At 74.4% G+C, this 24236-nt stretch carries 23 protein-coding genes; 7 read left to right on the top strand and 16 right to left on the bottom strand.

Annotation, left to right across the window (positions count from 1 at the left end; genetic code table 11):
- Window positions 1-17 precede the first annotated feature (17 nt).
- From FIC82_RS01250 to FIC82_RS01235, 4 genes are all read right to left on the bottom strand, one after another.
- Window positions 18-2600 carry an alkaline phosphatase family protein gene (locus FIC82_RS01250; RefSeq protein WP_154797257.1) on the bottom strand — a complete coding sequence of 861 codons (2583 nt, stop codon included), beginning with the start codon at window positions 2598-2600 and terminating at the stop codon, window positions 18-20.
- A gap of 213 nt (window positions 2601-2813) precedes the next feature.
- Window positions 2814-3065 (bottom strand): hypothetical protein, encoded by a 252-nt coding sequence (locus FIC82_RS01245; protein ID WP_154797256.1) that lies wholly within the window; start codon window positions 3063-3065, stop codon window positions 2814-2816.
- Window positions 3066-3322: 257 nt separating this feature from the next.
- Window positions 3323-4456 (bottom strand): RDD family protein, encoded by a 1134-nt coding sequence (locus tag FIC82_RS01240; RefSeq protein ID WP_168731376.1) that lies wholly within the window; start codon window positions 4454-4456, stop codon window positions 3323-3325.
- Between the two features lie 163 nt (window positions 4457-4619).
- The gene (locus tag FIC82_RS01235; protein ID WP_154797254.1) at window positions 4620-5870 is read right to left on the bottom strand and encodes an MFS transporter; all 1251 of its coding nucleotides are present in this window, start codon (window positions 5868-5870) and stop codon (window positions 4620-4622) included.
- A 66-nt stretch (window positions 5871-5936) separates the two neighbouring features.
- Here FIC82_RS01235 and FIC82_RS01230 point away from each other — a divergent pair, with 66 nt between their 5' ends.
- Window positions 5937-6362 (top strand): MerR family transcriptional regulator, encoded by a 426-nt coding sequence (locus FIC82_RS01230; RefSeq protein WP_168731375.1) that lies wholly within the window; start codon window positions 5937-5939, stop codon window positions 6360-6362.
- Between the two features lie 4 nt (window positions 6363-6366).
- Here the strand turns inward: FIC82_RS01230 and FIC82_RS01225 are convergent, their stop codons facing one another.
- A complete protein-coding gene (locus FIC82_RS01225; protein WP_154797253.1) occupies window positions 6367-6702 on the bottom strand; it encodes a YnfA family protein in 336 nt (111 codons plus the stop codon).
- Between the two features lie 164 nt (window positions 6703-6866).
- Window positions 6867-8306: an NAD(P)/FAD-dependent oxidoreductase gene (locus tag FIC82_RS01220; protein WP_256390405.1), complete on the bottom strand. Its 1440-nt coding sequence runs from the start codon at window positions 8304-8306 to the stop codon at window positions 6867-6869.
- A gap of 191 nt (window positions 8307-8497) precedes the next feature.
- Here FIC82_RS01220 and FIC82_RS01215 point away from each other — a divergent pair, with 191 nt between their 5' ends.
- Together FIC82_RS01215 and FIC82_RS01210 are read left to right on the top strand one after the other, a co-directional pair.
- A complete protein-coding gene (locus tag FIC82_RS01215) occupies window positions 8498-8959 on the top strand; it encodes an Lrp/AsnC family transcriptional regulator (protein ID WP_047231713.1) in 462 nt (153 codons plus the stop codon).
- 45 nt (window positions 8960-9004) lie between these two features.
- On the top strand, window positions 9005-9580 hold the full coding sequence (locus FIC82_RS01210) for a DUF4240 domain-containing protein (protein WP_154797250.1): 576 nt from the start codon (window positions 9005-9007) through the stop codon (window positions 9578-9580).
- A gap of 69 nt (window positions 9581-9649) precedes the next feature.
- Here the strand turns inward: FIC82_RS01210 and FIC82_RS01205 are convergent, their stop codons facing one another.
- From FIC82_RS01205 to FIC82_RS01190, 4 genes are all read right to left on the bottom strand, one after another.
- On the bottom strand, window positions 9650-11038 hold the full coding sequence (locus FIC82_RS01205) for an FAD-binding oxidoreductase (RefSeq protein ID WP_154797249.1): 1389 nt from the start codon (window positions 11036-11038) through the stop codon (window positions 9650-9652).
- Window positions 11039-11194: 156 nt separating this feature from the next.
- Window positions 11195-12268 (bottom strand): hypothetical protein, encoded by a 1074-nt coding sequence (locus FIC82_RS01200; RefSeq protein WP_154797248.1) that lies wholly within the window; start codon window positions 12266-12268, stop codon window positions 11195-11197.
- Between the two features lie 115 nt (window positions 12269-12383).
- Entirely contained in the window at window positions 12384-13166 is a 783-nt protein-coding gene (locus tag FIC82_RS01195) for an alpha/beta hydrolase (RefSeq protein WP_168731374.1), read from the bottom strand.
- 154 nt (window positions 13167-13320) lie between these two features.
- A complete protein-coding gene (locus tag FIC82_RS01190; RefSeq protein ID WP_168731373.1) occupies window positions 13321-14337 on the bottom strand; it encodes a 5'-3' exonuclease in 1017 nt (338 codons plus the stop codon).
- A 123-nt stretch (window positions 14338-14460) separates the two neighbouring features.
- On the opposite strand from FIC82_RS01190, the gene FIC82_RS01185 reads away from it, so the two are divergent.
- A complete protein-coding gene (locus tag FIC82_RS01185; protein ID WP_154797247.1) occupies window positions 14461-14751 on the top strand; it encodes a hypothetical protein in 291 nt (96 codons plus the stop codon).
- A gap of 13 nt (window positions 14752-14764) precedes the next feature.
- Here FIC82_RS01185 and FIC82_RS01180 read toward each other — a convergent pair whose 3' ends face one another.
- Both FIC82_RS01180 and FIC82_RS01175 read right to left on the bottom strand, forming a co-directional pair.
- Window positions 14765-15628, bottom strand: a complete 864-nt coding sequence (locus FIC82_RS01180) for a CPBP family intramembrane glutamic endopeptidase (RefSeq protein WP_154797246.1) — start codon at window positions 15626-15628, stop codon at window positions 14765-14767.
- Window positions 15629-15744: 116 nt separating this feature from the next.
- Window positions 15745-16110: an ArsR/SmtB family transcription factor gene (locus tag FIC82_RS01175; RefSeq protein ID WP_154797245.1), complete on the bottom strand. Its 366-nt coding sequence runs from the start codon at window positions 16108-16110 to the stop codon at window positions 15745-15747.
- A gap of 83 nt (window positions 16111-16193) precedes the next feature.
- Here FIC82_RS01175 and FIC82_RS01170 point away from each other — a divergent pair, with 83 nt between their 5' ends.
- The gene (locus FIC82_RS01170; protein WP_154797244.1) at window positions 16194-17612 is read left to right on the top strand and encodes an FAD-dependent oxidoreductase; all 1419 of its coding nucleotides are present in this window, start codon (window positions 16194-16196) and stop codon (window positions 17610-17612) included.
- A 50-nt stretch (window positions 17613-17662) separates the two neighbouring features.
- Here the strand turns inward: FIC82_RS01170 and FIC82_RS01165 are convergent, their stop codons facing one another.
- Both FIC82_RS01165 and FIC82_RS01160 read right to left on the bottom strand, forming a co-directional pair.
- On the bottom strand, window positions 17663-18100 hold the full coding sequence (locus FIC82_RS01165) for an arsenate reductase ArsC (protein ID WP_154797243.1): 438 nt from the start codon (window positions 18098-18100) through the stop codon (window positions 17663-17665).
- A 27-nt stretch (window positions 18101-18127) separates the two neighbouring features.
- Window positions 18128-19138: a metalloregulator ArsR/SmtB family transcription factor gene (locus FIC82_RS01160; protein WP_154797242.1), complete on the bottom strand. Its 1011-nt coding sequence runs from the start codon at window positions 19136-19138 to the stop codon at window positions 18128-18130.
- Between the two features lie 186 nt (window positions 19139-19324).
- Here FIC82_RS01160 and FIC82_RS01155 point away from each other — a divergent pair, with 186 nt between their 5' ends.
- Both FIC82_RS01155 and FIC82_RS01150 read left to right on the top strand, forming a co-directional pair.
- Window positions 19325-20785 (top strand): DUF1254 domain-containing protein, encoded by a 1461-nt coding sequence (locus FIC82_RS01155; RefSeq protein WP_154797241.1) that lies wholly within the window; start codon window positions 19325-19327, stop codon window positions 20783-20785.
- A gap of 198 nt (window positions 20786-20983) precedes the next feature.
- Complete coding sequence (locus tag FIC82_RS01150; RefSeq protein WP_154797240.1) at window positions 20984-21361, top strand: VOC family protein; 378 nt, start codon at window positions 20984-20986, stop codon at window positions 21359-21361.
- Between the two features lie 76 nt (window positions 21362-21437).
- On the opposite strand, the gene FIC82_RS01145 is transcribed toward FIC82_RS01150, so the two are convergent.
- A complete protein-coding gene (locus tag FIC82_RS01145; protein ID WP_168731372.1) occupies window positions 21438-22109 on the bottom strand; it encodes a response regulator transcription factor in 672 nt (223 codons plus the stop codon).
- Window positions 22106-24118: a sensor histidine kinase gene (locus FIC82_RS01140; RefSeq protein ID WP_154797239.1), complete on the bottom strand. Its 2013-nt coding sequence runs from the start codon at window positions 24116-24118 to the stop codon at window positions 22106-22108. The genes FIC82_RS01145 and FIC82_RS01140 overlap by 4 nt, the downstream gene beginning before the upstream one ends.
- Window positions 24119-24236 lie beyond the last annotated feature (118 nt).

The following is a 24236-nucleotide window of genomic DNA, read 5'->3' as shown; positions in this document are numbered from 1 at the left end:
GGCGGGGGACCCGCAGGTCAGCAGGTGGTCGCCGCGTAGTCGACGACCACCTCCGTGCTCGTCGCGTCGGCGCGGCCGGGGCCGTCCCCGTCCCGGGCTGCCGCGACGCTGCCGGTGACGACGGCCTCGCCGTCCGGGACCGCCGTCGCGCGGCTCGCGAACGACTGGTACGCGCTCGCGCCGGGCGCGACGTCCTCGACGCGGCGGGTGCCGAACGGGGTGGCGAGCGTGACGTCCACCGGGGCGTCGCCCGCGTTGACCGCCCGCACGGCGACGTACACCTTGCCCGCGAGGCAGCGCGGCGCCGCCTCGACGGCGACGTCGACCACGGGGCCCTCGGGGGCGTCCGCCCGGACCTCGGGCGCGTCGACCGCCCAGTAGCCGTTGTTGCCGCCGTCGTGCAGGCGCCAGCCGATGCGCACCTGCTGGGCTCCCGACGCGGGGGCCGTCGTCGAGAGCGCGACCTCCTGGCTCGTCTCGAGCGCGGCGCCCTGGGTGGCGTCCCGGCTCCACAACACCTGCTGCGTCCCGTCGTCGAACTGGGCGACGACCTCGGCGCGCTGCGGCTCGCCCGTGGCGACCTGGCGGTAGTGGTGCGTGAACGCGAGGTCGACGGCGCCGCCGGCGGCGACGTCCTGCCACGGCGACCAGAGCGTCGAGTCGAACCGCTTGCCCGAGCCCACGGGGTTGCCCTTGTCGTTCCACTCGTCGGGGTCGGCCACGGCGATCACGTCCCGCCCCCGGACGAACGAGCCGCGGCCCTGGCCCTCCTCGCTCGTGGTCCAGAACTCGCCCGTCATGAACGACCAGCCGCGGTACTCGGCCACGCCGCCCTCGGTGCGCTCGTCGACCGTCCAGCCGGCGGGGGTCTCCTTGGTCCAGCCGGCGGTGTCCTGCGGCTTGGTCGGCTCGTCGACCACGCCCTGGAAGGACGGCGCGACGGTGTCGAACGGGTCGGTCGACGGCGTGCCGATCGGGATGCCGTCGAGCCCCCACGCCGGGTCGATCTCCACGCCGAGGTGGCGCAGGATCGTGGGCACGACGTCGACGCCGCGCCACTCGCGCGGCGCCGTGCCCGTGACCGGGACGTCCCCGCCCGCGGCGAGGACCCAGATCTTGCGCGTGAGGTGCTGGTCACCGCCGTGCCCGTACCCGGTGAAGCCGTGGTCGGTGGAGGCGACGACCAGCCAGTCCTCCGCGGCGTAGGTCTCGCGCGCCTCGACGGCCGCGACGAGCTCGCCGACCTGCCGGTCGAGGCGCTCGATCGTCTCCTTGTACTGCGGCGACTCTGCCGTGTACGCGTGCCCGGTCGCGTCGCCGTCGTGGAGGTAGACGACCATCGCGTCGGGGTTGCGCGTCGAGAGCACCTCGACGGCGTCGGCCACGCTCTGCTGGTCCGTCGCCGCCGCGGAGGGGCCCCGCTGCGTGATCTCCACGTCCGAGGACTGGATGAGGTGCTGGTTGACCGGCACCCAGTCGGCGGTCGAGAAGGTCGAGAACCCCGGGTTCACCTGCTCCAGCCGGGTGAGGACGTCCGGGTACTCGTCAAAGTTCGGGTCGGTGAAGTTGTTGTCGGGCGAGCGGTGCTTGTCCACCCAGACGCCGGTCAGCAGGTTCGCGTGGCCGTGGCCGGAGACCGTCGGGCCGAGCAGGTTGTCCTGGAGGTACGAGACGCCGAGCTGCCCGCGCGCGGCGAGCGCGTCGAGGTTCGGGGTGTCGTACTCGCGCAGCTTGTCGAGCCGGACGCCGTCGAAGTCGAGGAACAGGACCTTGCGGTCGCTGATCCCGTCCGGGACGTCCGCCGGGCCGAGCGGGGGCGGCGGCAGGGGCGCCTCGGTGCCCGGCAGCGGGGTGTCGGTGACGGCGACGTCGTCGATCGCCCAGTACCAGTCGTTGGTCGCTTTCTCGACGACCCACGAGAGCCGCATGGTCGACGCGCCGGCGGGGACCTCGACCGGCTGGGTCAGCGTGCGGTCCTGGAGGTAGACCTGGTCGCCGAGCACGGCGGTCGAGTACTCGAACAGGCGCTGCGGGGCGTCGCCGTCGAACGACACCTCGAGCGCGGCGACCTGCGGTCCGGTCTGGCGATAGCTCGAGTCGAAGCTCACGTGCACCGTCGAGCCTCCGGTCACGGCGATGCCCGGCGACGTGAGCGTGCTGGCGAAGAGCTGCTCGCCGGGGGAGTTGCCGTCGTCCCACTCGTCGTCGTCCGCGACGGCGAGCACGCCGGAAGCCTTGGTGAACTGCTCGCGGCCCTGCCCGGTCTGCGCGGCCGTCCAGAAGTCCGGGGTGGCGAAGGTCCAGCCGAGCCACTCGGCCTTGCCCTTGCCGACCATGGACGGGTCGTTCGTGACCGTCCAGCCCGTCGGTGCGTCGGGCGTCCAGCCGAGCAGGCCGGTCGGCACGTGCGTCTCGTCGACGCGCGGTCGTAGCGAGGGGGTCAGGGAGTCGAAGTCCTCACGCGCGAGGACCGTGCCGCCGGCCTCCTCCGTGCCGTGCGTGTGGTCGGGTTCCGTCCCGGCCGTGGCCGGGAGCGTCGGCAGGAGCATCGCCGCGAGACAGCTCGCGATCGCGATCGCAGCTCCGTTGCGTGGTCGCATGGTCGTCCTTTCGTCGGGTGACCGCCTGAGCGTTCCCGACGGCGTCGACGCACCGGAGGCGCGGCGAGGACGACCTGGTGAACGGGACACGTCGTCCCGCGGGGGTTGTGCGGACAACCGGTCGACGGGTCCGGCGCGTGCACGGTCGCGGCGCGCGCCGTCGCGCGTGCGACCACGGTGGCACCGCGGTGCCTCTGGAGGACGAGGCCCGGCTCACCACCCGTTGGCGCTGCGGCGGATGACGTCGCGGCGCAGGTCCAGCAGCGCGGCGCGGGCACGACGGCGCCGGTCGGTCGGGTCCACGGTGAGCTCGTCGCCGGGGTTCGCCCGACGACGAGGCTCGCCGTGGACGTTCACGTCGACCGTCGCGCCGTGGTCGGCGGAAGAGTACGTGGCGGTCGCGGTCGGGCCGGTCGTGCTCCCGGTCGTCGTCGGGGCGGAGAAGAGCGGGCGGTTGTCCGGCACGGGGGCCTCCTCGGGCCGCGGTCGCGCAGGGCGGCCGCGAGGTCGGGACGGATGCTGGTGCGCCGGGCTCGGGGCCCGGCGCACCCCCATCGTGCGACCGCGACGTTTCCCCTGGTCGTCCGAGGCGTTTCGGCAGTGTTGCAGCCGAGCTCCCGGCCCACGGACGCGCCACACGTGCGGCGTCGAACACGACATGAGGGCCGTTGTCGTCCATAGAGCGACGCTCATGTCGTGTTCGACGGCGGGTGATGGCGTGCTCAGGACGGGCCGCGGCCCCCGCACGACGCGACGGTCTCGTCCTCGACCACGACCGAGGCCTCCCAGTGCCACGCGGTCGGGAGCGCGGCGACCGCCGACGCCGGGACGTAGACCTGGTCGAGACCCGCACCGTCCGGCGTGGGGTCGACGACCTCCCACCCGCTGCTGCCGTCCGCGTGCTGCTCCACCCGGAACGGGGACGTGAGCTCGCCGAGGTCGTCGCCCTGCCAGGTCTCGAACCGCAGCACCAGCGCGGCGTCCAGCGGCTCGTCGGTCACGGCACCAGGGTCGAGATCGACCGGGAACGACGCCTCGAGCCCGGGCGCGTCGCCGGCCCCGTCCGGGGCGGGCGCCGTCCGGGTCACACCCCACCGTGACACCGTGCCCGGCGTCGACCAGAGGACGACCCGCACGTCGCCCAGGGTCAGCGGGGACTCGACCGACACCTCCGGGGTGCACGTCGCCGTCCACGCGTCGCCGCCGGTGTACGTGGCCGGGCCGAGGACGAAGACGGCGCTCCCCACCGACAGGACCGTCGCCGCACCCGTGACGGCGCGCGACGGCGTCGGCCCGCCGATGCCGGTCCCGGGGCCGAGGAACGGCACGGGCGGGCGGACCCGGCGCAGGACGACGGTGCCGCAGATCGAGTCGGCGAAGGTCCGACGCTGCGGGTGCCACAACGGGCGGAGGAGCCCGATGTACAGGATCAGGTCGAGGACGTGGGCCAGGTCTCGCAGGACGGTCCGGACGAGGCCTGCGGGCCGCTCGGTGGCGGCGTGCACGACGACGATCCCGACCGTCCGCTTGCCCGGCGTCGCACCCGTCCAGGCCTGGAGGGCGACGAGCACGGCCGTCGTGCCGAGGGCCCACCAGGTCCCGCCGGGGACGACGGTCTCCGCGGTCACGCCGAAGCTGATCCCGGGCAGCCAGGCGACGTCGTACGCGGGCCCGACCGCGAGGAACAGCACCGTCGCGACGATCGCGGTGTCGAGCAGGTAGGCGACGACGCGGCGGGACCAGCTCGCGTAGTCCTCGCGCGTCGGTTCCGGACCGAGGCCGGGCAGGACGGGCTCGAGCTCTCCGGCTCCGACGTCGTGCGTCGGCCCCCTGCCGGTCGGGGCGTCGATGGCCACGCGCCGATCCTGGCAGGGAACGTCGACGGCGAAAAGCCCGGTCACCCGCGCGCCGACACGACACGGGGTCGTTCTCGGACGGAGAACGACCCTCATGTCGTGCTCGGCAGCGGGTGGTGTCGTGGTCGGCGGGCCTGCCGAGCGCGGCCGGCCGGGAGGTGGGTCAGTGGAACGCGTGTCTCCGGCCCGCGACGACCGTCGCGAGGACGGGGAACATGAGTGCGAGGGAGACCCACGGCAGCCCGCCGGGGCCCGCGACGGCGAGCGCCGCCCCGCCTACGGCGCCGCCGAGCGCGACGGACGTGTTCCAGACGGTGACGAGCGCGGACTGGGCGACGTCGGCGCCGTCACCCGCGACTCGGGCGGCGGCGGTCGTGTAGAGGGTGCCGACACCGCCGAACGCGGCGCCCCACGCGGCGACGGCGAGCACGACGACGACCGTCGACGCGGGTGCGAGGCCGAGCACGAGCATCGCGAGGGTGAACACGACGACCGAGCCGAGGGTGAGAGCGCGCAGCCGGTGGTCGATGAGCGCCCCCACGAGCACGAGGGCGCCCGCCGACGCGGCCCCGAGGACGAGCAGCAGCGTGCTGGTGCGCGCGCCCTGCCCGAGGTCGGCGAGGTGGATCGCGACGTACGTGTACAGCGACGTGTTGGCGAGCACGTTGAGCCCGGTCACGAGCAGGACGGGTCGCAGCCCGGGCCGGGGGAGCACGGTGCGGATCGCGAGCTGTGCGCCCCGCGGGGTGCCCGCCGCGGCGGGGACGCCGAGCCGGACCCAGGCGAGCAGGCCGAGCCCGACGAGCGAGAGGACGCCGAACGTCCACCGCCACCCGACGGCGGCACCGAGCACCGCGCCCGCAGGGACGCCGAGCGTGAGGGCGAGCGGGCCACCGGCCATGGCGATCGTCATGGCGCGCCCGACGCGGTCGGCGGGCACGATCCGGCGCACGTACCCGGGCAGGAGAGCCCAGGTGAGCCCGGCGACGAGCCCGGCGGCGAAGCGCGCGACGAGCGTCAGCGCGAACGACGAGGAGACCGCGGTGACGGTGTTGGCGACGACGAACCCGGCGACGGTCACGAGCAGCAGGGTGCGACGGTCCCACCGCGCCGTGGCGCGCGTGAGCGGGATCGCGGCGACGATCGCACCGACCGCGAACGCGGTGACGGTCTGCCCCGCGGCGCCGGGCCCGACGCCGAGGTCGGCCGCCATCGCGGGCAGCACGCCCGCGGGGAGGATCTCGGTGAGCAGCGTGAGGAACCCCGACGCCGCGAGCGCGAGGAGCGCGCCGACGGGGAGGGCGCCCGTGCGGCGGGTGCCGGGGGAGGTCGGGGCGCCGGCCGAGGTGGTGCCGGGGTCCGGGACGGCGGCGGTGAGCGTGGGGCCGGAGGTGGGTGTGCTCGTCGTGGACATGGGGTTAGCATGGATGTCTGACATTGATGTGAAGGTCAAGCGACGCGACCAGGTGAGGTGGATCACGTGCGGATCGGCGAGCTGTCCCGGCGCACCGGGACCCCGACGCGGCTCCTGCGGTACTACGAGGAGCAGGGTCTGTTCACGCCCGAGCGGGCCGAGAACGGGTACCGCGAGTACGGCGAGCACCTCGTTGACCGCGTGGTCCAGATCCGCGGGCTCCTCGAGGTCGGGTTCACGACCAAGATCATCAAGGAGTTCCTGCCCTGCCTCGGCAACGCTCCCGAGATCCACCTGCACAACGCGTACCCGGACAAGATCGCGCTCCTGGAGACCGAGCTCGCGCGCCTGGAGGACCGCGTCCGCATCCTCGAGAAGAACCGCGACGCCATCGCCGACTACCTGGAGCGCATCCGCCCGTTCGCCCAGCGCCCCGAGGACCGCGTCCCGGCGCGTCCCCTCACGGCCGCACCGGGCGCCGTCGGCCCCTGACCGGCTACTCCGGGCGCGGCGCGTACATGATGACCGCGACGCCGGCGAGGCAGAGCAGCGCGCCGACGACGTCCCAGCGGTCGGGTCGGAACCCGTCCACGACCATGCCCCACGCGAGCGACCCGGCGACGAACACGCCGCCGTACGCGGCGAGGATCCGACCGAAGTTCGCGTCCGGCTGGAGCGTCGCGACGACGCCGTAGAGCCCGAGCGCGACGACGCCCGCCCCGATCCACAGCCACCCGCGGTGCTCGCGCAGCCCCTGCCACACGAGCCACGCCCCGCCGATCTCCAGCAGCGCGGCGAGCACGAACAGCGGGATCGAGCGCACGAGGTCCATGCGCGCCAGGGTAGGTGCCGCGTGCCCGGAGGCGTCGCGCCCACCCGCCCGCGCGAGGGTTCCGCCGTCGACCACGACCTGACCCGCCGTCGAGCACGACTTGAGGGTCGGTATGCGCCGGAGAACGACCCCCATGCCGTGTTCGACGGGAGGGGGCTGGCGGGTCAGCGCAGCGGGGAGAACGGACGGATCTCGTCCGGGGTCTCGCCGGTCGTGACGAGGTGGGCGAGCGCGCGGCCGGTCGCCGGGCCGAGGACGATGCCCCACATGCCGTGGCCGCCCGCGACGTAGACGCCGGGGGTGCGCGTCGCGCCGACGAGCGGGAGCCCGTCGGGCGTGACGGGGCGCGACCCGACCCACTCGTCGTGGCGGTCGTCGAGGTCGACGCCCTGGAACAGGTGCCGCACGGACGCGAGGATCGCCTCGATCCGGCGCGGCTGGAGCGGCTCGTCCGGGCCACGGAACTCCATGGTCCCCGCGATGCGGAACCGGCCCTGGTACGGCGTGCACGCGACGCGGCGCGCGGGCAGGTAGATCGGGGTCTCGACGGGCTCGTCGGTCTTCACGGTGAACGAGTAGCCGCGCCCGGCCTGGACGCGGGTGCGCACGCCGAGCGGCGCGGCGAGCGTCGGCAGCCACGCCCCGGTCGCGAGCACGACGGCGTCGCCCCGCAGCACGACCCCCTCCTCGCGCTCGGTCGGGGACCCGGCCCGGCGCGGTGCCCCGGCGTCCTGCCCGACGGCGTCACTCGCGCCGGGCTCCCGGCGCCCCCCGGCCGCGCCGACGAGAGCCGGGTGCGCGGCGGCGTCGGGGTGCACGGCGCGCGCGAAGACGCATGCACCGAGCCGGCCGGGCTCGACGTCGAGCACCTCCAGCCCGGTGAGGATCCGGCCGCCGCGGGCGCGTACGGAGTCGGCCAGGGCGTGGACGAACGGTCCCGGCTCGAGGAACCGCTGACCCTCGAGGGCGTAGACGGTGGAGACGCTGTCGGTGAGCTGGTGCGCGCGCTCGCCGGCCTCGACGCGCCGGACGGGGACGGTCTGCCCGGCCGCGGCGACGTGCTCGAGCTCGCGGAGGAACGGCCGCGCCTCGCGCACGTGCTCGAACGCGACCGTGAACGGCCCGGGCGTGGTCCCGGCCTCGACGCCGTTCCCGAGGCGCCCGCCGGCGGCGAGCTCGTCGAACGCGTCGAGGGCGACGCGGTCGATGGGTGTGAGGGCCGCCATCGCGCGGTCCCAGCGGGCCTGCGTCGCGTGCGCCATGAAGCGCGCGAAGAACGACCACAGGCGCGGGTCGAACCGCAGCGGCACGTGGAGGGGTGCGGCAGGGTCGAGGAGGGCGCGCGGTCCGTACGTCCACAGGGACGGGTCGGCGAGCGGCATCGCCATGCCGGGTGTGAGCCACCCGGCGTTGCCCCATGACGACCCGGCGGCGACTCCCTCGCGGTCGACGACGGTGACCTCGACGCCCTGCTCCTGCAGGTGCCACGCGGTGGCGAGGCCTACCATGCCGGCGCCGACGACGACCGCCGTGCGGGGCGCTCGGACCGGCGACGCGGACCGGGCGTCGCGGGTGCGGGGACGGGGACGAGAGGTCGTGCTCACGCCGGGCTCCTTCGACCGACGCCCGCCTCGCGGGTGGCGAGGCGGGCGCGTGGCTGGTGTGCGACGGGATGGTGTCGCACGACAGTCAGCGTGGTCGATCCTTCGGTGTGCGGCAAGATGTGCCGAAGGATCGTCGTGACGATCCGATACCGTCGTCGCGACCTTCATCGAACCGGCTGAGGAGGCTCCCCGTGCCGAAGGATCTTCGACCCGCCGTCCTGGACGACGTGGACCGCCGCATCCTCGACGTCCTCGCGACCGACGCGCGGGCCACGAACGCCGCGATCGCTGCCCGCGTCGGGATCGCCGCGTCGACGTGCCACGCGCGCGTCCGCGCCCTCGTGGAGCGCGGCGTGATCCGCGGCTTCCGGGCCGACGTCGACCCCGCGGCGCTGGGGCGCGGGCTCGAGGCGCTCATCGCGATCCGGCTCCAGGCGGGCGCGCGCAAGGGCCTCGAGGCCTTCCGCGACTACCTGCTCACGCTGCCCGACGTCGAGGGCGTCTTCTTCGTCACCGGCGACCGCGACTTCCTCCTGCACGTCGCCGTCGCCGACTCCGACGCGCTGCGCGACCTGGTCTCCAAGACGCTCAGCGTGCGGCCGGAGGTCGCGGGGACGAGCACGACGGTCATCTTCGAGCACGCGCGCCCCTGACGCCGCCCGACAGGTCTGTGGGTGCCCGGCCGTACCGTCCGGGCCATGGACCGAGAGACCTTCTGGGAGATCGTCGAGGCCGCCCGCGACCGGGCGGGCACGGGTGCCGACGACCGCGGCCCCGACGACGACCCGCTGCCCGCCGTCCTGACCGACCTCCTCGTCGAACGGCTCACCGCCGACGAGATGCTGGCGTTCGTCGACGTGGCGGGCGACCTCGCGCACGACGCGTACGCGTGGCCCGTGTGGGGCGCCGCGTACCTCGTCGAGGGCGGGTGCAGCGACGACGGCTTCATGGACTTCCGCGACGGGCTCGTCCTCGCCGGCAGGGCGACGTTCGAGCGTGCGCTGGCCGACCCGGACTCGCTCGCCGACCACCCCGTCGTCGCGGCCATGGCCCAGGGCGGGTCGGCCTGGTTCGGGTACGAGTCCCTGGACTCGCTCGTCGGCGACGCGTGGTCGCGCGCGACGCGCGAGGACGACGAGGCGTACTACGCGGCGCGCGAGGCGTCGTCGACCGGTCACGCGCGCAGCGAGCCGGCCGGGGAGGACTGGGACTTCGACGACGACGAGGAGAACGCGCGCCGCCTCCCGCGGCTCACGGCCCTCTTCGCCGCCTGACGCCACGGCACCGGTCCGCACGGACCGGTCGGGCGCCTCCCCCGGGGTGCGCCGGGGGAGGCAGCGGTGTCACACGCGCCAGGCGAACAGCCCCGCCGGGTCGTAGGCCGACCGCGCCGACGCGAGCCGTGCCGCCGTCTCGGGGGACCAGGCCCGTGCGAGCGTCTCGTCCGTCCACGGACCGGGCAGGAAGTTGATGTTCGTCTCCGTCGCGGCCCACGGCTGCGACCACCGCGAGAACGCCGCGGCGGCGTCGATCATGTCGGGTACACGGGACGGGTCCAGGCCGAGCAGGGTGACCAGGAACCCCGCGGTCCGGCCACCCGCCGCGGACCCGCCGTCGACGTCGCGTGCGCCGGCCGCCCCGACGTGACGCAGCTCGAGACCGAGGAACGGTGCCCCGCTGCCCGGCCCGAGGTCGGCGAGGAACCGGTCGAGGAACTCCCCGTCGACGGCGCGCAGCCCGGCACCGAAGACCCACGACGGGCCCGGGTCCTCCGGGTCGGCGTGGATGCTCCCGACGGCGGCCGCGGGAATCTCGCCCACGGCGTCGGCCAGGACGGGGGCGAGCTCCCGCAGCGGCGCGGCGAGGCGCTCGCCTTCCGTGGCGTCGCCCGGGTAGGCGAAGCGCAGGTTGAGCACCGTGCGACCGCGCAGGTGCTCGGGGAGGAAGGGCAGGTCCGGGAGGGCGAGAATGACGACCGAGGTCGTGACGTCGTCGGGCGCGGTCGCGGTCCAGTCGACCCAGCCGCGCAGCACGTCCTCGATGTGCGGCGCGTCGAACGTGAGCGCCCCCGCGTACAGGGTGCGCAGCGGTACGAGCTCGACGTCGACGCGCGTCACGACGCCCAGCCCGCCCTTGCCTCCGCGCAGCGCCCAGTAGAGCTCCGGCTCGTCGACCGGGTTCGCCTCGACCACCGAACCGTCGGCCAGCACGACCCGGAAGCCGCGCACCCAGTCCGTCGTCAGCCCGTGGCTGCGCGTGAGCGGGCCGAACCCGCCGCCGAGCGTGTACCCGACGACCCCGACGCCCGTCGACGACCCCGTGACCGGGGCGAGCCCGTGCGCCGCGCCCGCCTCGACGACGGCCTTCCAGCGCGTGCCGGCGGAGATGCGCGCGATCCGCGTCTCCGGGTCGACCTCGACCCCGGCAAGGTCGCCCGTGCCGAGGACCAGGCCGTCCGCGATCGGCGACGCCGCACCGTGGCCCGTCGCGTGGGCGCGGACCTGGAGTCCGTGCAGCGCGGCGAACCGCACCGCCTCGACGACGTCGGCCTCGGTCGCGGCGAGCACCGCGATGTCCGGGTCGTGCGTGACGAGCGTGCTGTGGGCGGCGACCACCTCGGCGGCGGTCGGGCCGCCGTCGGGCAGGTCGCCGCGGGCGAGGACTCGCCCCGCGACGCGGTCGCGCAGCGCGGCGACCTCGGTGGGCGGGAGCGTGGTGGCAGAGGTGGTCATCGGTGGTCCCCTTCGTCGCTGTGTGCGCGCCTCCCGACAGCAGGTGCGCTCACCCACACGACGACGCGCGGGCACGGTGTGTGACACGTGCCCCGAGGGGTAGGGAGACCGCAGGTGCGTCCAGTGATACGGACACACGGACGGCTCGTCGCGAGGTCAGCCCGGAGGTTGCGCCCGACGGCGCCGATCGATCCGTCCTCTCGCCAGGGAGTCGAACGTCGCGGAGACGGAGACACCGATCAACGACGCGGCGACACCGAGGGCGAGTCCTGCCCACACGAGATAGACCTCGTCGCGGCGCTCGACGTCTCGATTGGCGAACAGGAAGACTGGCTGGTCGGTGTAGAGGAAGCCGCCGGGCTGGCGGCGCTCGCCGTACCACCACGTCGCCGGTTCGTAGTACCAGTACGACGAGTACGTCTGGGGGCTCGGATACGCCTCCTGAAGAGTGGCCCCTTCTGCGCGCCGGATGTTCGCGGAGACTGTCAGGGTGTCGTGGTGGTCCGTCGCCTCGTCAAGCGAGGTCCAGTTGATCTGGGGGAGGAACAGGGTGGCATCCCGCTGTTCGAAAGGCTCCCGTGATGTCGTGCCTTTCCACAGGAGCGTGCGGTCGACAGCGCATTCTTCTGCCCAGATCGCGCCGCCGTCGCTGTTCTGCGAGCGGCTCGAGTAGAAGGCCGTCTCCTCGTCATTGAGCCACATGTCGACGGCATAGGTCTGATGGCTCGTCTGCGTGAGCGGCACGACGTCCGGACTGAGGTCGCCGGGGGTCGGTGCCGACGAGGCGACTGCTCCGGCCGCACGATAGTTCGTCGCCGAGCCGCTGCCCTCGTTCGCGTCCACCTCGATGGCGTGCCGGGTGCCCGACGAGAGGTCGTCGAAGCCGAGCCTCGGTACCGGGTCGAGGCTTTCCCCGCAGCGCATGGCGACATCGCCGTCCGCCGTGACGAGTGACACGGATGCCGAGATCTGTTGGGTATTGCCCTCTGCCCCGTAGGTCGTGGCCGGACTCGTGAAGTAGAAGACGAACCTGTACGAGCCGTCGGTGTCGACGAAGGACCGCACGCGGAGGCTGTAGTCACGGTCGCTACCACGGCTCGAGAAGACCAGGAGAGCTCGGTCTCCCTGGTCCACCGGGCTGTCGTTCTGCAGCCTGGTGATCTGCGGGACTGCGAGCGCGGCGATCACGATGGCCGTGATACCCGCGACGATGGCTTTGGCGGCCGACATTCGTCCTCCTTCGTGACGACTGCCCGAAAACTACGTCCCAGGGTCGCGCGGCGAAAGAGCTGGACACCCGACTTGTTGATAATTCACCCATTGTTGCCGCGTACCGACGACACCCTCATCTGGCCGGCAGCCAGTCGAGGACGTCCGGGATCGTGCGGTCCCAGAAGCCCCACTCGTGCGTGCCGGGCGAGAACTCCGACCGCAGCGGGACGCCGGACTCGCGCGCGACCTGCTCGAACGCCCGGTTGCCGTCGACGAGGAAGTCCTCGGTCCCGCACGCGAGGAACAGGTCCGGGAGGTCCGTCGTCCGGCCCTCGGCGGCGGCCCGGCGCAGCAGCGCGAGCAGGTCGTCGTCCGAGCCCGCGATCTCGCGGTCGCCGAACACGCGCTCGATGTCGGGCAGGCGGCGCTCGCGGTACGACTCGTCGGCGAGGTCGAGCACGCCCGACAGGCTCGCCGCGGCCGCGAACCGCTCGGGGTGGCGCAGCGCCCACCGGAACGCGCCGTAGCCTCCCATCGACAGGCCCGCCACGAACGTGTCCTCGCGGCGCGACGACACCCGGAAGAACTGGTCGACCAGGCTCGGCAGCTCCTCGGACAGGAACGTCCAGTACCGGTGCCCGTGCACCTCGTCGGCGTAGAAGCTGCGCTCGACGCGCGGCATGACGACCGCCAGCCCACGGTCCGCGACGTACCGCTCGATCGACGTCCGCCGCGTCCAGATCGTCTCGTCGTCGCTCATGCCGTGCAGCAGGTAGAGCACCGGCGCGCCCTCGGCGCGGGCGCTCGCGGACCCGGACATGCCGATCTGGGTCGTCGTGGCCTGCGGGAGCAGCACGGTCATCGTCGTGCTCACCTCGAGCACGTCGGAGTAGAAGCTGCAGCGGACGAGGGCCACGGTGTCGCCTCCCGGCGGGTCTCGGGGTATCGGGTTCGCCCGGCGTGTGCCCGGCGTCCCCAGTCTGCCTGCGGCGAGCCACCGCGCCGACCGAGCGGACTGTGCCCGCCGACGAGTCCGGGTCCCGTCTCGCCGGCACCCGGCGCCCGGATCCTCAGCCGCCCAGGGCGTCCAGCAGGCGCCGGACCGACGTCCCGAGGCCCCACCGCTCGGTGAGCTCGTCGAGCGCGTCGGGGTCCGCGGGGGCGGTGGGCAGCGCGTCGTGGACCTCCCCGACGGGCGCGTCCGGGGCGACGCGCACGACGAGCGGCGCGACCTGCAGGTAGGGGGCCGCCTCGGTGAGCCGGCGCCGCTGCGTCGCCGTCAGGCCAGGGTCGCCGGCGTCGCGCGCGGCGAGCACGCCCGCGAGGTCGCCGTACCTCGCGAGGAGGGCGACCGCCGTCTTCTCCCCGATGCCGGGGACGCCCGGCAGGCCGTCGCTCGGGTCGCCGCGCAGCACCGCCATGTCCGCGTAGGCCGCGCCGGTCGGGGTGCCGTACCGCTCGGCGAGGCGCGCCTGGTCGACGACGTCGAGGTTCTTCACGCCCTTCGTCGGGTAGAGGACGCGCACGCCCGCGGCGTCGTCGACGAGCTGGAACAGGTCGCGGTCGCCGGTGACGACCTCGACGGCGGCCCGGCCGTCCGGGTCGCGGGTCGTCCCGCTCGTGGCCCGCCGCGCGACCTCGCGCGCCGTGAGCGTGCCGATGACGTCGTCGGCCTCGTAGCCCGCCGCGCCGACGCGCGCGATCCCCAGCGCGGCGAGGACGTCGACGATCACCGGGACCTGCGGGACGAGCTTCTCCGGGACCTCCTCGACCCCCGTGGTCCCGGGGACCTTCTCCGCGACCCGGTGCGCCTTGTAGGAGGGGATGGCCTCGACGCGGAACGCGGGGCGCCAGTCGACGTCCCAGCACGCGACGAGCCGCGACGGGCGGCGGTCGGTGACGAGCGTCGCGACCATGTCGAGCAGACCGCGCACCGCGTTGACCGGCGTCCCGTCCGGGGCCTTGATCGAGTCGGGGACCCCGAAGAACGCGCGGAAGTACAGGCTCGCGGTGTCGAGCAGCATGAGCTCGCCACCCGCCGTCGCGGGAGGGCTCGAGGGGGCGCCGTCGTCCGTGCTCTGCGTCATGCCGCCATCCTGCCGCACGGCCCCGACACGGGGCTCCCCGTGGCGCCGCGCTGTCCTGCCCTCGCCGTCGGGCGGCGCGCGCGGTTCACTGGTGCCGTCGACCTGTCCACGGAGGTGAGCGTCATGTCCACGACGGCGCGACGAGCAGCCGGTGCGGCTCTCGCCATCGCGGTGATCCTGCTCCTGGGGGCCTGCGCCGCCGGGCCGAACGTCGCCGCGAACCCCGGTGGCTACGGGTTCTGGTGGGGACTGTGGCAGGGGATGATCCTGCCGATCACGTTCATCGTGTCGCTCTTCACGGACACCGTGAGCATCTACGAGGTCGACAACAACGGGAACTGGTACGACGTCGGGTTCATGCTCGGTATCGCGCTGTTCTCGGGCCCCGTCATCGCCCTGCGCGGGCGTCGGTAGACCGCCGGAGCCCTCAGCCCTGCGTCGGTGCCGCCGACTTCCCGGCGCGGCCCGAGACGAGGAAGACCGCCAGGATCGCGACGGCGACGAAGAGGACGTTGAACGTCCCCGCGAACGTGTTGAGCGCGTCCGACCCGGCGTGCGCGCCGTGCGTGTCGACGCCGCTCGTCGCGAGGATCGTCGTCGGGTCGGTCGCGGCGTGCAGGAGGATCGCGGGCACGATGCTGCCGGTGACACGCATCGAGAGGTACATCATGGTGCCGAACCCGAACGCGTAGACGACCGTCGTGCCCACGGTCAGGAGGTCCTGCCCGGAGACCAGGTTCGACGCGTGCAGGAGCGCGAAGAGGAGCGACGAGAGCACCATCACGACCTTCTCGCCGTACCCCGCCCGGCGGAGCATCGTCACGGCGACGCCGCGCGTCAGGACCTCCTCCGCGAACCCGATGCACAGGCCGAGCGCGAGGACGGTGAGGACCACCGTGACGTCGTAGGACGACCAGTCCGTCGCGACGAGGTGCAGCACGACCGGGACGAGCACGAGGACCACCGCGACCCACATCCACGGACGCCCCGCGACCGGCTGCGGGCCGAACACCTCGCGCCGCCAGCGCATCGTCGACAGGAAGGCGACGAGCAGCAGGCTCATGACGAGGATCGGCAGCAGCAGACCGAAGAACACGGTGTCCGACGAGTCGAGGAGCTCCTCGCCGCTGTCCGGGCCCAGGCCCGTGGCGCCCAGGAGCCACCCGACGCCGAGGTACACCGCGACGTAGAGCACCGCGAAGAGGAGTGCGCGCCACCACCCGCCCCGGTCCCAGAACCGCTGCCAGCCCGACCGCGGGGTGTGCTCGATCGATCCCGTCACCTCGGCCATGGGTGCTCCTCGCCCGTCGTCGCACGGCCGTCGGTGCCGACCGATCGGTGCGAGCGGGCTCGACCGACACGCCGAGCGTAGGGAGCGGGGGCGTGGTGCGCGCGGCGAACGGCTCCTCAGTCGGAGGTGGCGTCGGTGAGGGCACCCGCGAGCCGCGCGAGCGCGCCCGGGACGAGCGAGTAGTACGCCCAGCGGCCGCGCTGCTCGCGGGTGAGCAGACCGGCGTCGACCAGGATCTTGAGGTGGTGGCTGACGGTGGGCTGGGAGAGGCCGACCGGTTCGGTGAGGTCGCACACGCACGCCTCGCTGCCGTCCTGCGCGGCGACGATCGCGAGGAGCTGGACCCGGGCAGGGTCCGCGAGGGCCTTGAAGGTGCGCGCGAGCTCGCGCGCGACCTCGGGGTCGACGGCCTGCGTGACGGCGGGACCGCAGCAGCCGGCTCCGCCGTCGGTGGGCGTGAGGGTGAGCGCGGTCGTCGTCATGCCGCCATCCTCCCACAGATTGACAACCGTCGATGCGTGACCCACGATGCTCACATCGACAACCTTCAATGCGAGGAGCGGTGATGGTCGAGGTGGTGCGGGACGAGCTCCCGGTCGTGGTGATCGGGGCGGGTCCGGTGGGTCTGGCGGCGGCGGCGCACCTGCTCGAGCGCGGGCTCGAGCCGGTGGTGCTGGAGGCGGGCGAGGGCCCGGGCGCGGCGATCGCGTCGTGGGGTCACGTGCGGCTGTTCTCGCCGTGGCGCTACGACATCGACGCCGCGGCACGACGCCTGCTGGGGCCGACAGGCTGGGTGGAACCCGACCTGGACACCCTGCCGACCGGCGGGGAGCTCGTGGGGCGGTACCTGACGCCGCTGGCCGCCACGCCGGAGATCGGGTCGCGACTGCGCACCGGGGCGCGGGTGCTGGCGGTCGCGCGCGACGGGGCGGACAAGACGCGCTCGCTCGGGCGGGAGCGTCGCGGGTACCGGGTACGGACCGTGGACGGGGCCGGCGTGGTGACCGACGTGCTCGCCCGTGCGGTGATCGACGCCTCGGGCACGTTCTCGACCCCGAACCCGCTGGGTGTCTCCGGGCTCCCGGCCGCCGGCGAAGCGCAGGCCGCCGGACACGTGACGGGTCCGTTGCCGGACGTGCTCGGGTCCCAGCGTGACCGGTTCGCGGGCAGGGACACCCTCGTCGTCGGGATGGGGCACTCCGCGGCGAACACGCTCCTGAGCCTGGTCGAGCTGTCCGAGTCCGAGCCGAGCACCACGATCACGTGGGCGATCCGCGGGGGTTCCGCGCGGCGCCTGTTCGGCGGCGGTACGGACGACGAGCTCCCGGCGCGCGGGCTGCTCGGGACGCGCCTGCGGGCCGCCGTGGAGGCTGGGCGCCTGACGCTGCTGACCCGGGTGTCGATCGAGCGTCTCGTGCCCGCGGGGGAGGCGGTGCAGGTGGTGGGGACCGCGCGCGACGGGGCGCTGAACCTCGAGGTGCACCAGATCGTGAACGCCACCGGGTTCCGGCCCGACCTGGACATGCTGCGCGAGGTGCGCCTCGACCTGGACCCGATCGTGGAGGCGCCCGCGGCGCTCGCTCCGCTCATCGACCCGAACCAGCACTCGTGCGGCACCGTGCCGCCGCACGGCGAGCAGCTGCTGTCCCACCCGGACGACGGGTTCTACCTCGCCGGCATGAAGTCCTACGGCCGTGCGCCGACGTTCCTGCTCGCCACGGGCTACGAGCAGGTGCGCTCGATCGCCGCGGCGCTGGCCGGGGACCGAGCCGCGGCCGACGCGGTCGAGCTGAACCTGCCCGCGACCGGCGTCTGCTCGACCGACCTGGCCCTGGAGGCCGACGGCGCGAGCGCGGCCGGGTCGTGCTGCGGCACCGCACCCGCCGAGCCGCAGCTCGTCACCCTCGGGGTCGGGGCGCCCCGTGGTGTGGGGTTCGCGACCGGCGTCGTGCACGGCCGCTCGGGCGACGGGGACCAGGGCTGAACGCTCGGCCGCGCGTCGGGCCCGGGCGGGAACGGCGCGCGGCCGACGTCTCAGCCGCGCGGGACGACGACGGGTGCGACGCCGAGCTCGTCGAGGAGGGTGAGCACGCGGCCGCGGATCTCGTCGCGGATGGGGCGCACGGCGTCGATGCCCTGCCCGGCCGGGTCCTCCAGGGCCCAGTCCTCGTAGCGCTTGCCGGGGAAGATCGGGCACGCGTCGCCGCAGCCCATGGTGATGACGACGTCGGACGCCTGGACGGCCTCGGTCGTGAGGACCTTGGGCTGCTCGGCTCGGATGTCGATGCCCTCCTCGAGCATGGCCTTGACGGCGACGGGGTTGATCTGGTCCGCCGGGGCGGACCCGGCGGAGCGGACCTCGACGGCGCCGCCGGACAGGGCGCGCAGGTACGCGGCGGCCATCTGGGAGCGGCCGGCGTTGTGGACGCACACGAACAGGGCGGACGGCGTGGGGGTGGCGTTCTCGGTCATGGTGGTCTCCGGTGGTTCAGCGGTGGTTCAGGCGGCGGGCAGGTCGAGGTCGGGCAGGAGGTCGGTGAGGAGGGCGCGCACGCGGGTGTCGAGCTCGTCGCGGATCGCGGCGACCCCGGCCGGGGAGGCCAGGGCGGGGTCGCCCACGAGCCAGTCCTCGTACCGCGTGCCGGGCAGGACCGGGCACACGTCGCCGCAGCCCATCGTGATCACGACGTCGGCGGCGCGGACGGCGTCGTCGGTCAGCGGCTTGGGGTAGGCCTCGCCCTCGACGGTGCCGAGCGCGGCGAGCTCGGGACGCACCGCGGGGTGCACGTCCGCGGCCGGGGTCGACCCGGCCGAGCGCACCACGACCCTCTCGCCCGCGTATCGGCGGACCAGGGCGGCGGCGAGCTGGGAGCGGCCGGCGTTGGCGACGCAGACGAACAGCACCTGCGGGCGTGCGCCGGCCTCTCGGGTGAGGTCGGCCAGGCGCTGGCGGGCGAAGCGATCGGTGAGGGTGAGCAGGTGCGCGGAGACCGTGGCCGAGCGGGCCAGGGCCGTGTAGGACTCGCGCACGGTGCGGAGCACGACGCCGGGCTCCAGGGCCGGGTGCCGGGGGGCGAGGTCGGTCGCGAGGCGGTCGAGCGCCGCGTCGACGTCCTCCAGCCCGGTGAGCTCGTGCGGTCTGACCAGGGCGTCGAGCGCGGCGGGGGCGAACGACTCCAGCAGGGTGGAGACCGCGGCCTTGTACCCGGGCGCGATGCGGTACCAGACCCAGGTGCCGCGCCGCTCGGAGGTCAGGACGCCGACGTCGCGCAGCACCTTCAGGTGGTGGGAGACGGTCGGCTGGGACACGTCCGTGAGCGCGGCGAGGTCGCACACGCACGCCTCGCCGGCCGCGGAGGTCGCGACGAAGGAGAGCATGCGCAGCCGCAGCGGCTCGGCGAGGGCCTTGAGCGTCGTGGCCACGGCGCCGGCGACCTGCGCGCCGATGGCGTGGGACTCGACCTGCGGAGTGCAGTCGGGGTTCGCGACGGTCAGGGGGGTGGTGGTCATGTCCTCACCTCTTGTATCGACGTCCTTCTATGTTGACACTCATCTATATGGGCGCGCAAGCCTCGGGGCGCTGCTCCTGGCGCGGGACGAGGCCGCGGATCACGCGGATCACGTGATGGCGCGGGGTGCACCCACCGGTTCGGATGGGCTTCTGACGGGTGCCGTCGGAACGAGAGGGGAACGCGCATGGGTCTCGACGTCCGGCCCGGCTACAACACGCCGATCCCGGCCCAGATCACCACACCGGACCGGGTGGCGACGAGCATCGGCGAGCTGCGGTTCGTCGACGGCGTCCCCACACCGGAGACGGCGTCGCGGGTCTTCGACCATCTCGACCTGGTGCGGGGCGTCGAGGCGTTCCTCGGCTGCATCCCGGCCGCGTCGTTGGAGGCGCTCCGCCGGGGGATCGTCGAGGTCGCGGGGGAGGCGTGCCACCAGGGCGCGATCGCGGACCGCCTGCTCGACTCCGACCCGCTGTTCCTCACCGGCAACACCGACACGGTGTACGCGATCGTCATGCTCGACGTCGAGCGCGACGGCCCGACGGTCATCGAGGTGCCGCCGGGGTGCGGTCCCGGTACGGTCGACGACGCGTGGTTCCGGTTCGTCGTGGACCTCGGCGCGCCCGGCCCGGACCGGGGCGCCGGCGGAATGTACCTGATCGTCCCGCCGGGCTACGACGGGGAGCGGCCCGAGGGCTGGTTCGTCGCCGAGTCGCCGAGCGCGGTGAACCTCGTCATCCTGCGCGGCTTCCTGGTCGACGGACGGCCCGACGCCGCGGTGCGGCTGTTCGAGACGGGCGTCAGGGTCTACCCCCTGTCGCGGCGGGACGACCCGCCGGCGATGGAGTGGGCGTCGTTGTCGGGCGTCACGGTGAACACGGTCCACGCGAACGACTTCTCGTTCTACGAGGAGGTCGCCCACGTGGTGGCCAAGGAGCCGATCGGGGTCGTCGACCCGGAGACGCGAGGCCTGCTCGCCTCGATCGGCATCACCAAGGACGCGCCGTTCGCCCCGGACGACCGGATGCGCCGCATCCTCACCGACGCGGCCGCGGTGGGGAACGCCACGGCGCGCGCCATGGCGTTCCGGTCCCGCGAGCCCGCGTTCTTCCTCTACGAGGACCGCCGGTGGCTGAGCCCCTTCCCCGGCGGCGACTACCGGTTCCTGCGCGACGGCGGCGCGGGCGGCCGCTACCTCGACGCCCGCACCACGTTCTTCTACCTCGCGACCGTGAACACGCCCGCGATGGCGCTGAAGATGGTCGGCAAGGGGTCGCAGTACGCCCTGGCCACCGTGGACGTGGACGACGCGCCGCTCGACGGTGGGAAGACGTACCGGCTCCGGCTCCCGGCCGACGTGCCCGCCGCGGACTTCTGGTCGGTCGTGGTGTACGACCCCCAGACCCGCTCGGAGCTCCAGACGGGCCAGCCGCTCCCGAGCCGGAACAGCAAGCGGGACGACCTCGTCCCCAACGACGACGGCTCGGTGGACGTCGTCTTCGGCCCTGAGGAGCCGAGAGGCCTCGCCGCGAACTGGGTCCAGACCGTGCCGGGCAAGGGCTGGTTCGTCCTTCTGCGTCTCTACGGCCCGCTCGAGAGCTGGTTCGACGGCACCTGGCGCCCCGGCGACGTCGAACCCCTCTGAGTGGTCCCTGACGTCGAGGTGCTCGGCGCGGCGTCGGGCTGCTCGACTCCCGCGGCCTCCCCGTGGCGAGGCGGCGACCCGCGTGAACCGGCCGAGCCAGGGCAGCCACCAGGCGCTCGACCGATGAGCGGGTGAACCCTCTCCGGTCGACCCTGGGGAGAGCGGGCCGCCCGGCCCGCCCCGACCCCAGGAGGCGACATGCTCGGCAAGGCGTTCAGCGGGTTCTCGGTCGACGACGTCGAGGCGGCGCGGCAGTTCTACCGCGACCGGCTCGGGCTCACCGTCGAGGGCGACGACATGCTGTGGCTCCGGGTGACCGGTGACTCGGGCGTGCTCGTCTACCCGAAGGGCGACGCGCACGAGCCGGCGTCGTTCACCGTCCTCAACTTCCCGGTCGCCGACGTCCCCGGGACCGTTGCCGCCCTGCGCGAGCGCGGCGTCGTGTTCGAGAAGTACGCGGGGACGCCGGTCGAGACGGACGACGACTTCGTGTTCCGCGGCGGCGGCCCGCTCATCGCGTGGTTCACCGACCCCGCCGGCAACGTGCTCTCGGTCATCCAGGACGACGAGGCCTGAGGCGACCAGGGTTCTACCTCGCGCGACCACGGTTCTACTTCGCGCGACCACGGTTCTATCTCGCGCGACCAGGGTTCTACCTCGCGGTGCCGAGGCCCTCCTCGCGGGCCCGGACGATCGCGGCGGACCGGTCGCGGACCGCGAGCTTGGCGAGCACGTTCGCGACGTGGTTGCGCACGGTCTTGGGGCTGAGCACGAGGCGCCGCGAGATGGACGCGTTGTCGAGCCCGGCCGCGACGAGGTCGAGCACCTCGCGCTCGCGGTCCGTGAGCTGCGGGAACGGCACGCGTGCGGCGGCGCGCCCGCCCACGACGTACGCCATGGCCCGGTCGGCGACGGACGGGGAGAGGATCATCGCGCCGTCGGCCACGGCGCGGACGGCCCGCTCGACCTCGGCGGGGCTCGCGGACTTCACGAGGAACCCGCGCGCCCCGGCCCGGACGGCCGCGACGACGGCGTCGTCGTCCTCGTGCATCGTCACGACGAGCACGCGCGCGGCCGGGTCCGCGCGCACGAGCTCGCGCGTCACGTCCACGCCGGAGCCGCCCCCGAGGTCGAGATCCATGAGCACGACGTCGGGCCCCGCCCCGGGCGCGGCCTCCGCGCCCGGGTGCAGCCCGAGCAGGGCGCGTGCCTCGGCGGCCGACGCGGCCTGCCCGACGACGCGGACGCCGTCGAACGAGTCGAGCAGCGCCGCCATCCCGAGCCGGAACACGGGGTGGTCGTCCACCACTGCGACGCGGATCACGACGCGCCCTCGTGCGCGAGCGACCCGGCCGGGACGAGCGGGAGGGTCGCGCGCACGCGCGTGCCCGGGCGCTCGCCGTCGGTCCGCACGGCGGTGACCTCGAGCCGCCCGCCGAGCTCGTCGGTGCGCTCGCGCAGCGACCGGGAGCCGACGCCGCGGGTCGCGTCGGGCGCGATGCCGCGCCCGTCGTCCTCGCACGTGACGACGACACAGCGGTCGCCGAGCCGGACGGTCAGGCGGCACTCCCCGGCCCCGGAGTGCCGCGCGGCGTTGACGACGCTCTCGCTCGCGATCGCGTAGGCGGCCGCGGCGACGCGCGGGTCGAGGCCGTCGCACGGGTCGCAGCGCACGTCCACGACGAACCCGCCGAGCGCCTGGCGGCCGGCGAGCTCTCCGAGCGCGACCTCGAGCCCGTGCTCGTCGAGCGACGGCGGCAGCAGGCTGCGCGAGAGGGCGCGCACGTCCTCGACGCGCTGGGCGACCTCGGCGCCGAGGGCGTCGAGCACCGCGGCGGCACCCTCGGGGTCGGTGGCCAGCGAGTTGCGGGCGCCTTGCAGGCCGAGCCGCAGCCCGACGAGCCACGGGCCGACGCCGTCGTGCAGCTCGCGGCGGATCACCCGCCGCTCGGCGAGGCGCGCACGGGTCGTGGCGTCGCGCGCCTCCTCGAGCTCTCGGGCGCCCTGCGCGAGGGCGAGGCCCGCGCCGAGCACGGGCAGGAGCTGGTCGAGCGCGGCACGCGTACGGGCGTCGAGCCGCTCGCCCGCGCGGGCGACGACGTGGACGCGGCCGAGCACCCGGCCACCGTGCGCGACGGGCAGCGAGGCCGTCTGCCCGGTGGGGCGCGACGCCGGCCCGTCCCACGACGCACCGGGCCGGTCCGCGGGAGCGTCGGGCGCCGTCGGGCCGTCCGGGGCACGCTCGATCGTCACGCTCTCCAGGCGCAGCGCCTCCCGCACGCCGACGGCGAGGCTCACGACGAGGTCGGCCGTGGTCGACGCGGACGACAGGTGGCGGCCGACGCTCAGTGCCGCCCGCCCGGGGTCGTTGCCCTCCCCGTAGACGAGCGTGCGCACCCGGTGCCGGAGCCACGTGTGCAGGGGCTGCACCGCGAGCGCCACCCCGACCGCCGCGACGACCTGCGCGGCGGGGCCCTCGACGACCGCCGTCGCGAGCACGACGACGACGGCGTAGACGACGGCGAGCCCGACGGCCAGCATCGCGGCGACCGTCGCGCGCGACAGCACGAGGTCGATGCCCCAGAGCCGGTTGCGCAGCACGCACACGAGGATCGCGGCGGGGAACAGCGCCTGGCACGCGAGGTGCGTGAGGGGGAGCGCGAGGATCACGTCGGGGCTCGACCAGGTTCCCAGCAGCGGGAGGAACGACAGCGCCATGAGCGCGGTCCCGAGCGCGAGCAGACCGAGGCCGCGGCGTTCCTCGACCGGTCCGCGGCGCCAGCGCCACGCGGTGGCGGCGGCGGTGACGAGCCCCATGACGACGACGCCGACGATCGCCGGGCGCGGGTCGTCGGTGGGGGCGAGGAAGAAGAAGGCGATGGACGCGACGCCGCCCGCGACGCCGCACCACGCGACGGCTCCGAGGCGCCCGCCGCGCACGAACCACGGGACGAGGACGAACAGCCCGACCGTCCCGGGGACCCACGCCCACCCGTAGGCGTCCGCGAGCGGCGTCAGCGGCGGCAGGCCGGGGTGGGTCGAGGCGTAGCTGCGCCACGCGCCGCCCAGGGCGGCGACCCCGCCGCCGATCCCGGCGAGCGCGACGAGCCACCCGACGACGTGCGGCCGGCGCACGAGGATCACCGCGGCGACGGTCCCGTAGACGAGGGCGACCGTCGCGTCGACGACGACGAACAGCAGGTCGCCCAGCAGCAGCGGCACCCCGGACGTGAGCTGGAGCGCGAGCGCGGACACGCCGAGCACCCAGGCGAGGACGCCGATCGTCCAGCCCGTGCGGGGCATCCCGGCGCGGCCGGGCCCGGGGTCGGCCACGGGCCCACGGTAGGGCCGGGGCACCCGCGGCGAGAAGGGCCCGGGCGGGAGATCACCCGGCCGCGGCCGACGGCGAGATCGGCGGTCCGTCGCGAGGTCGGCGGCCCGGACCGCCGAC

The sequence above is a fragment of the Cellulosimicrobium protaetiae genome, from assembly GCF_009708005.2.
In the GTDB taxonomy this organism is placed as follows: domain Bacteria; phylum Actinomycetota; class Actinomycetes; order Actinomycetales; family Cellulomonadaceae; genus Cellulosimicrobium; species Cellulosimicrobium protaetiae.
Note: the sequence above shows the minus strand (reverse complement) of the source record. Positions and strands in the feature narration are given on the sequence as shown.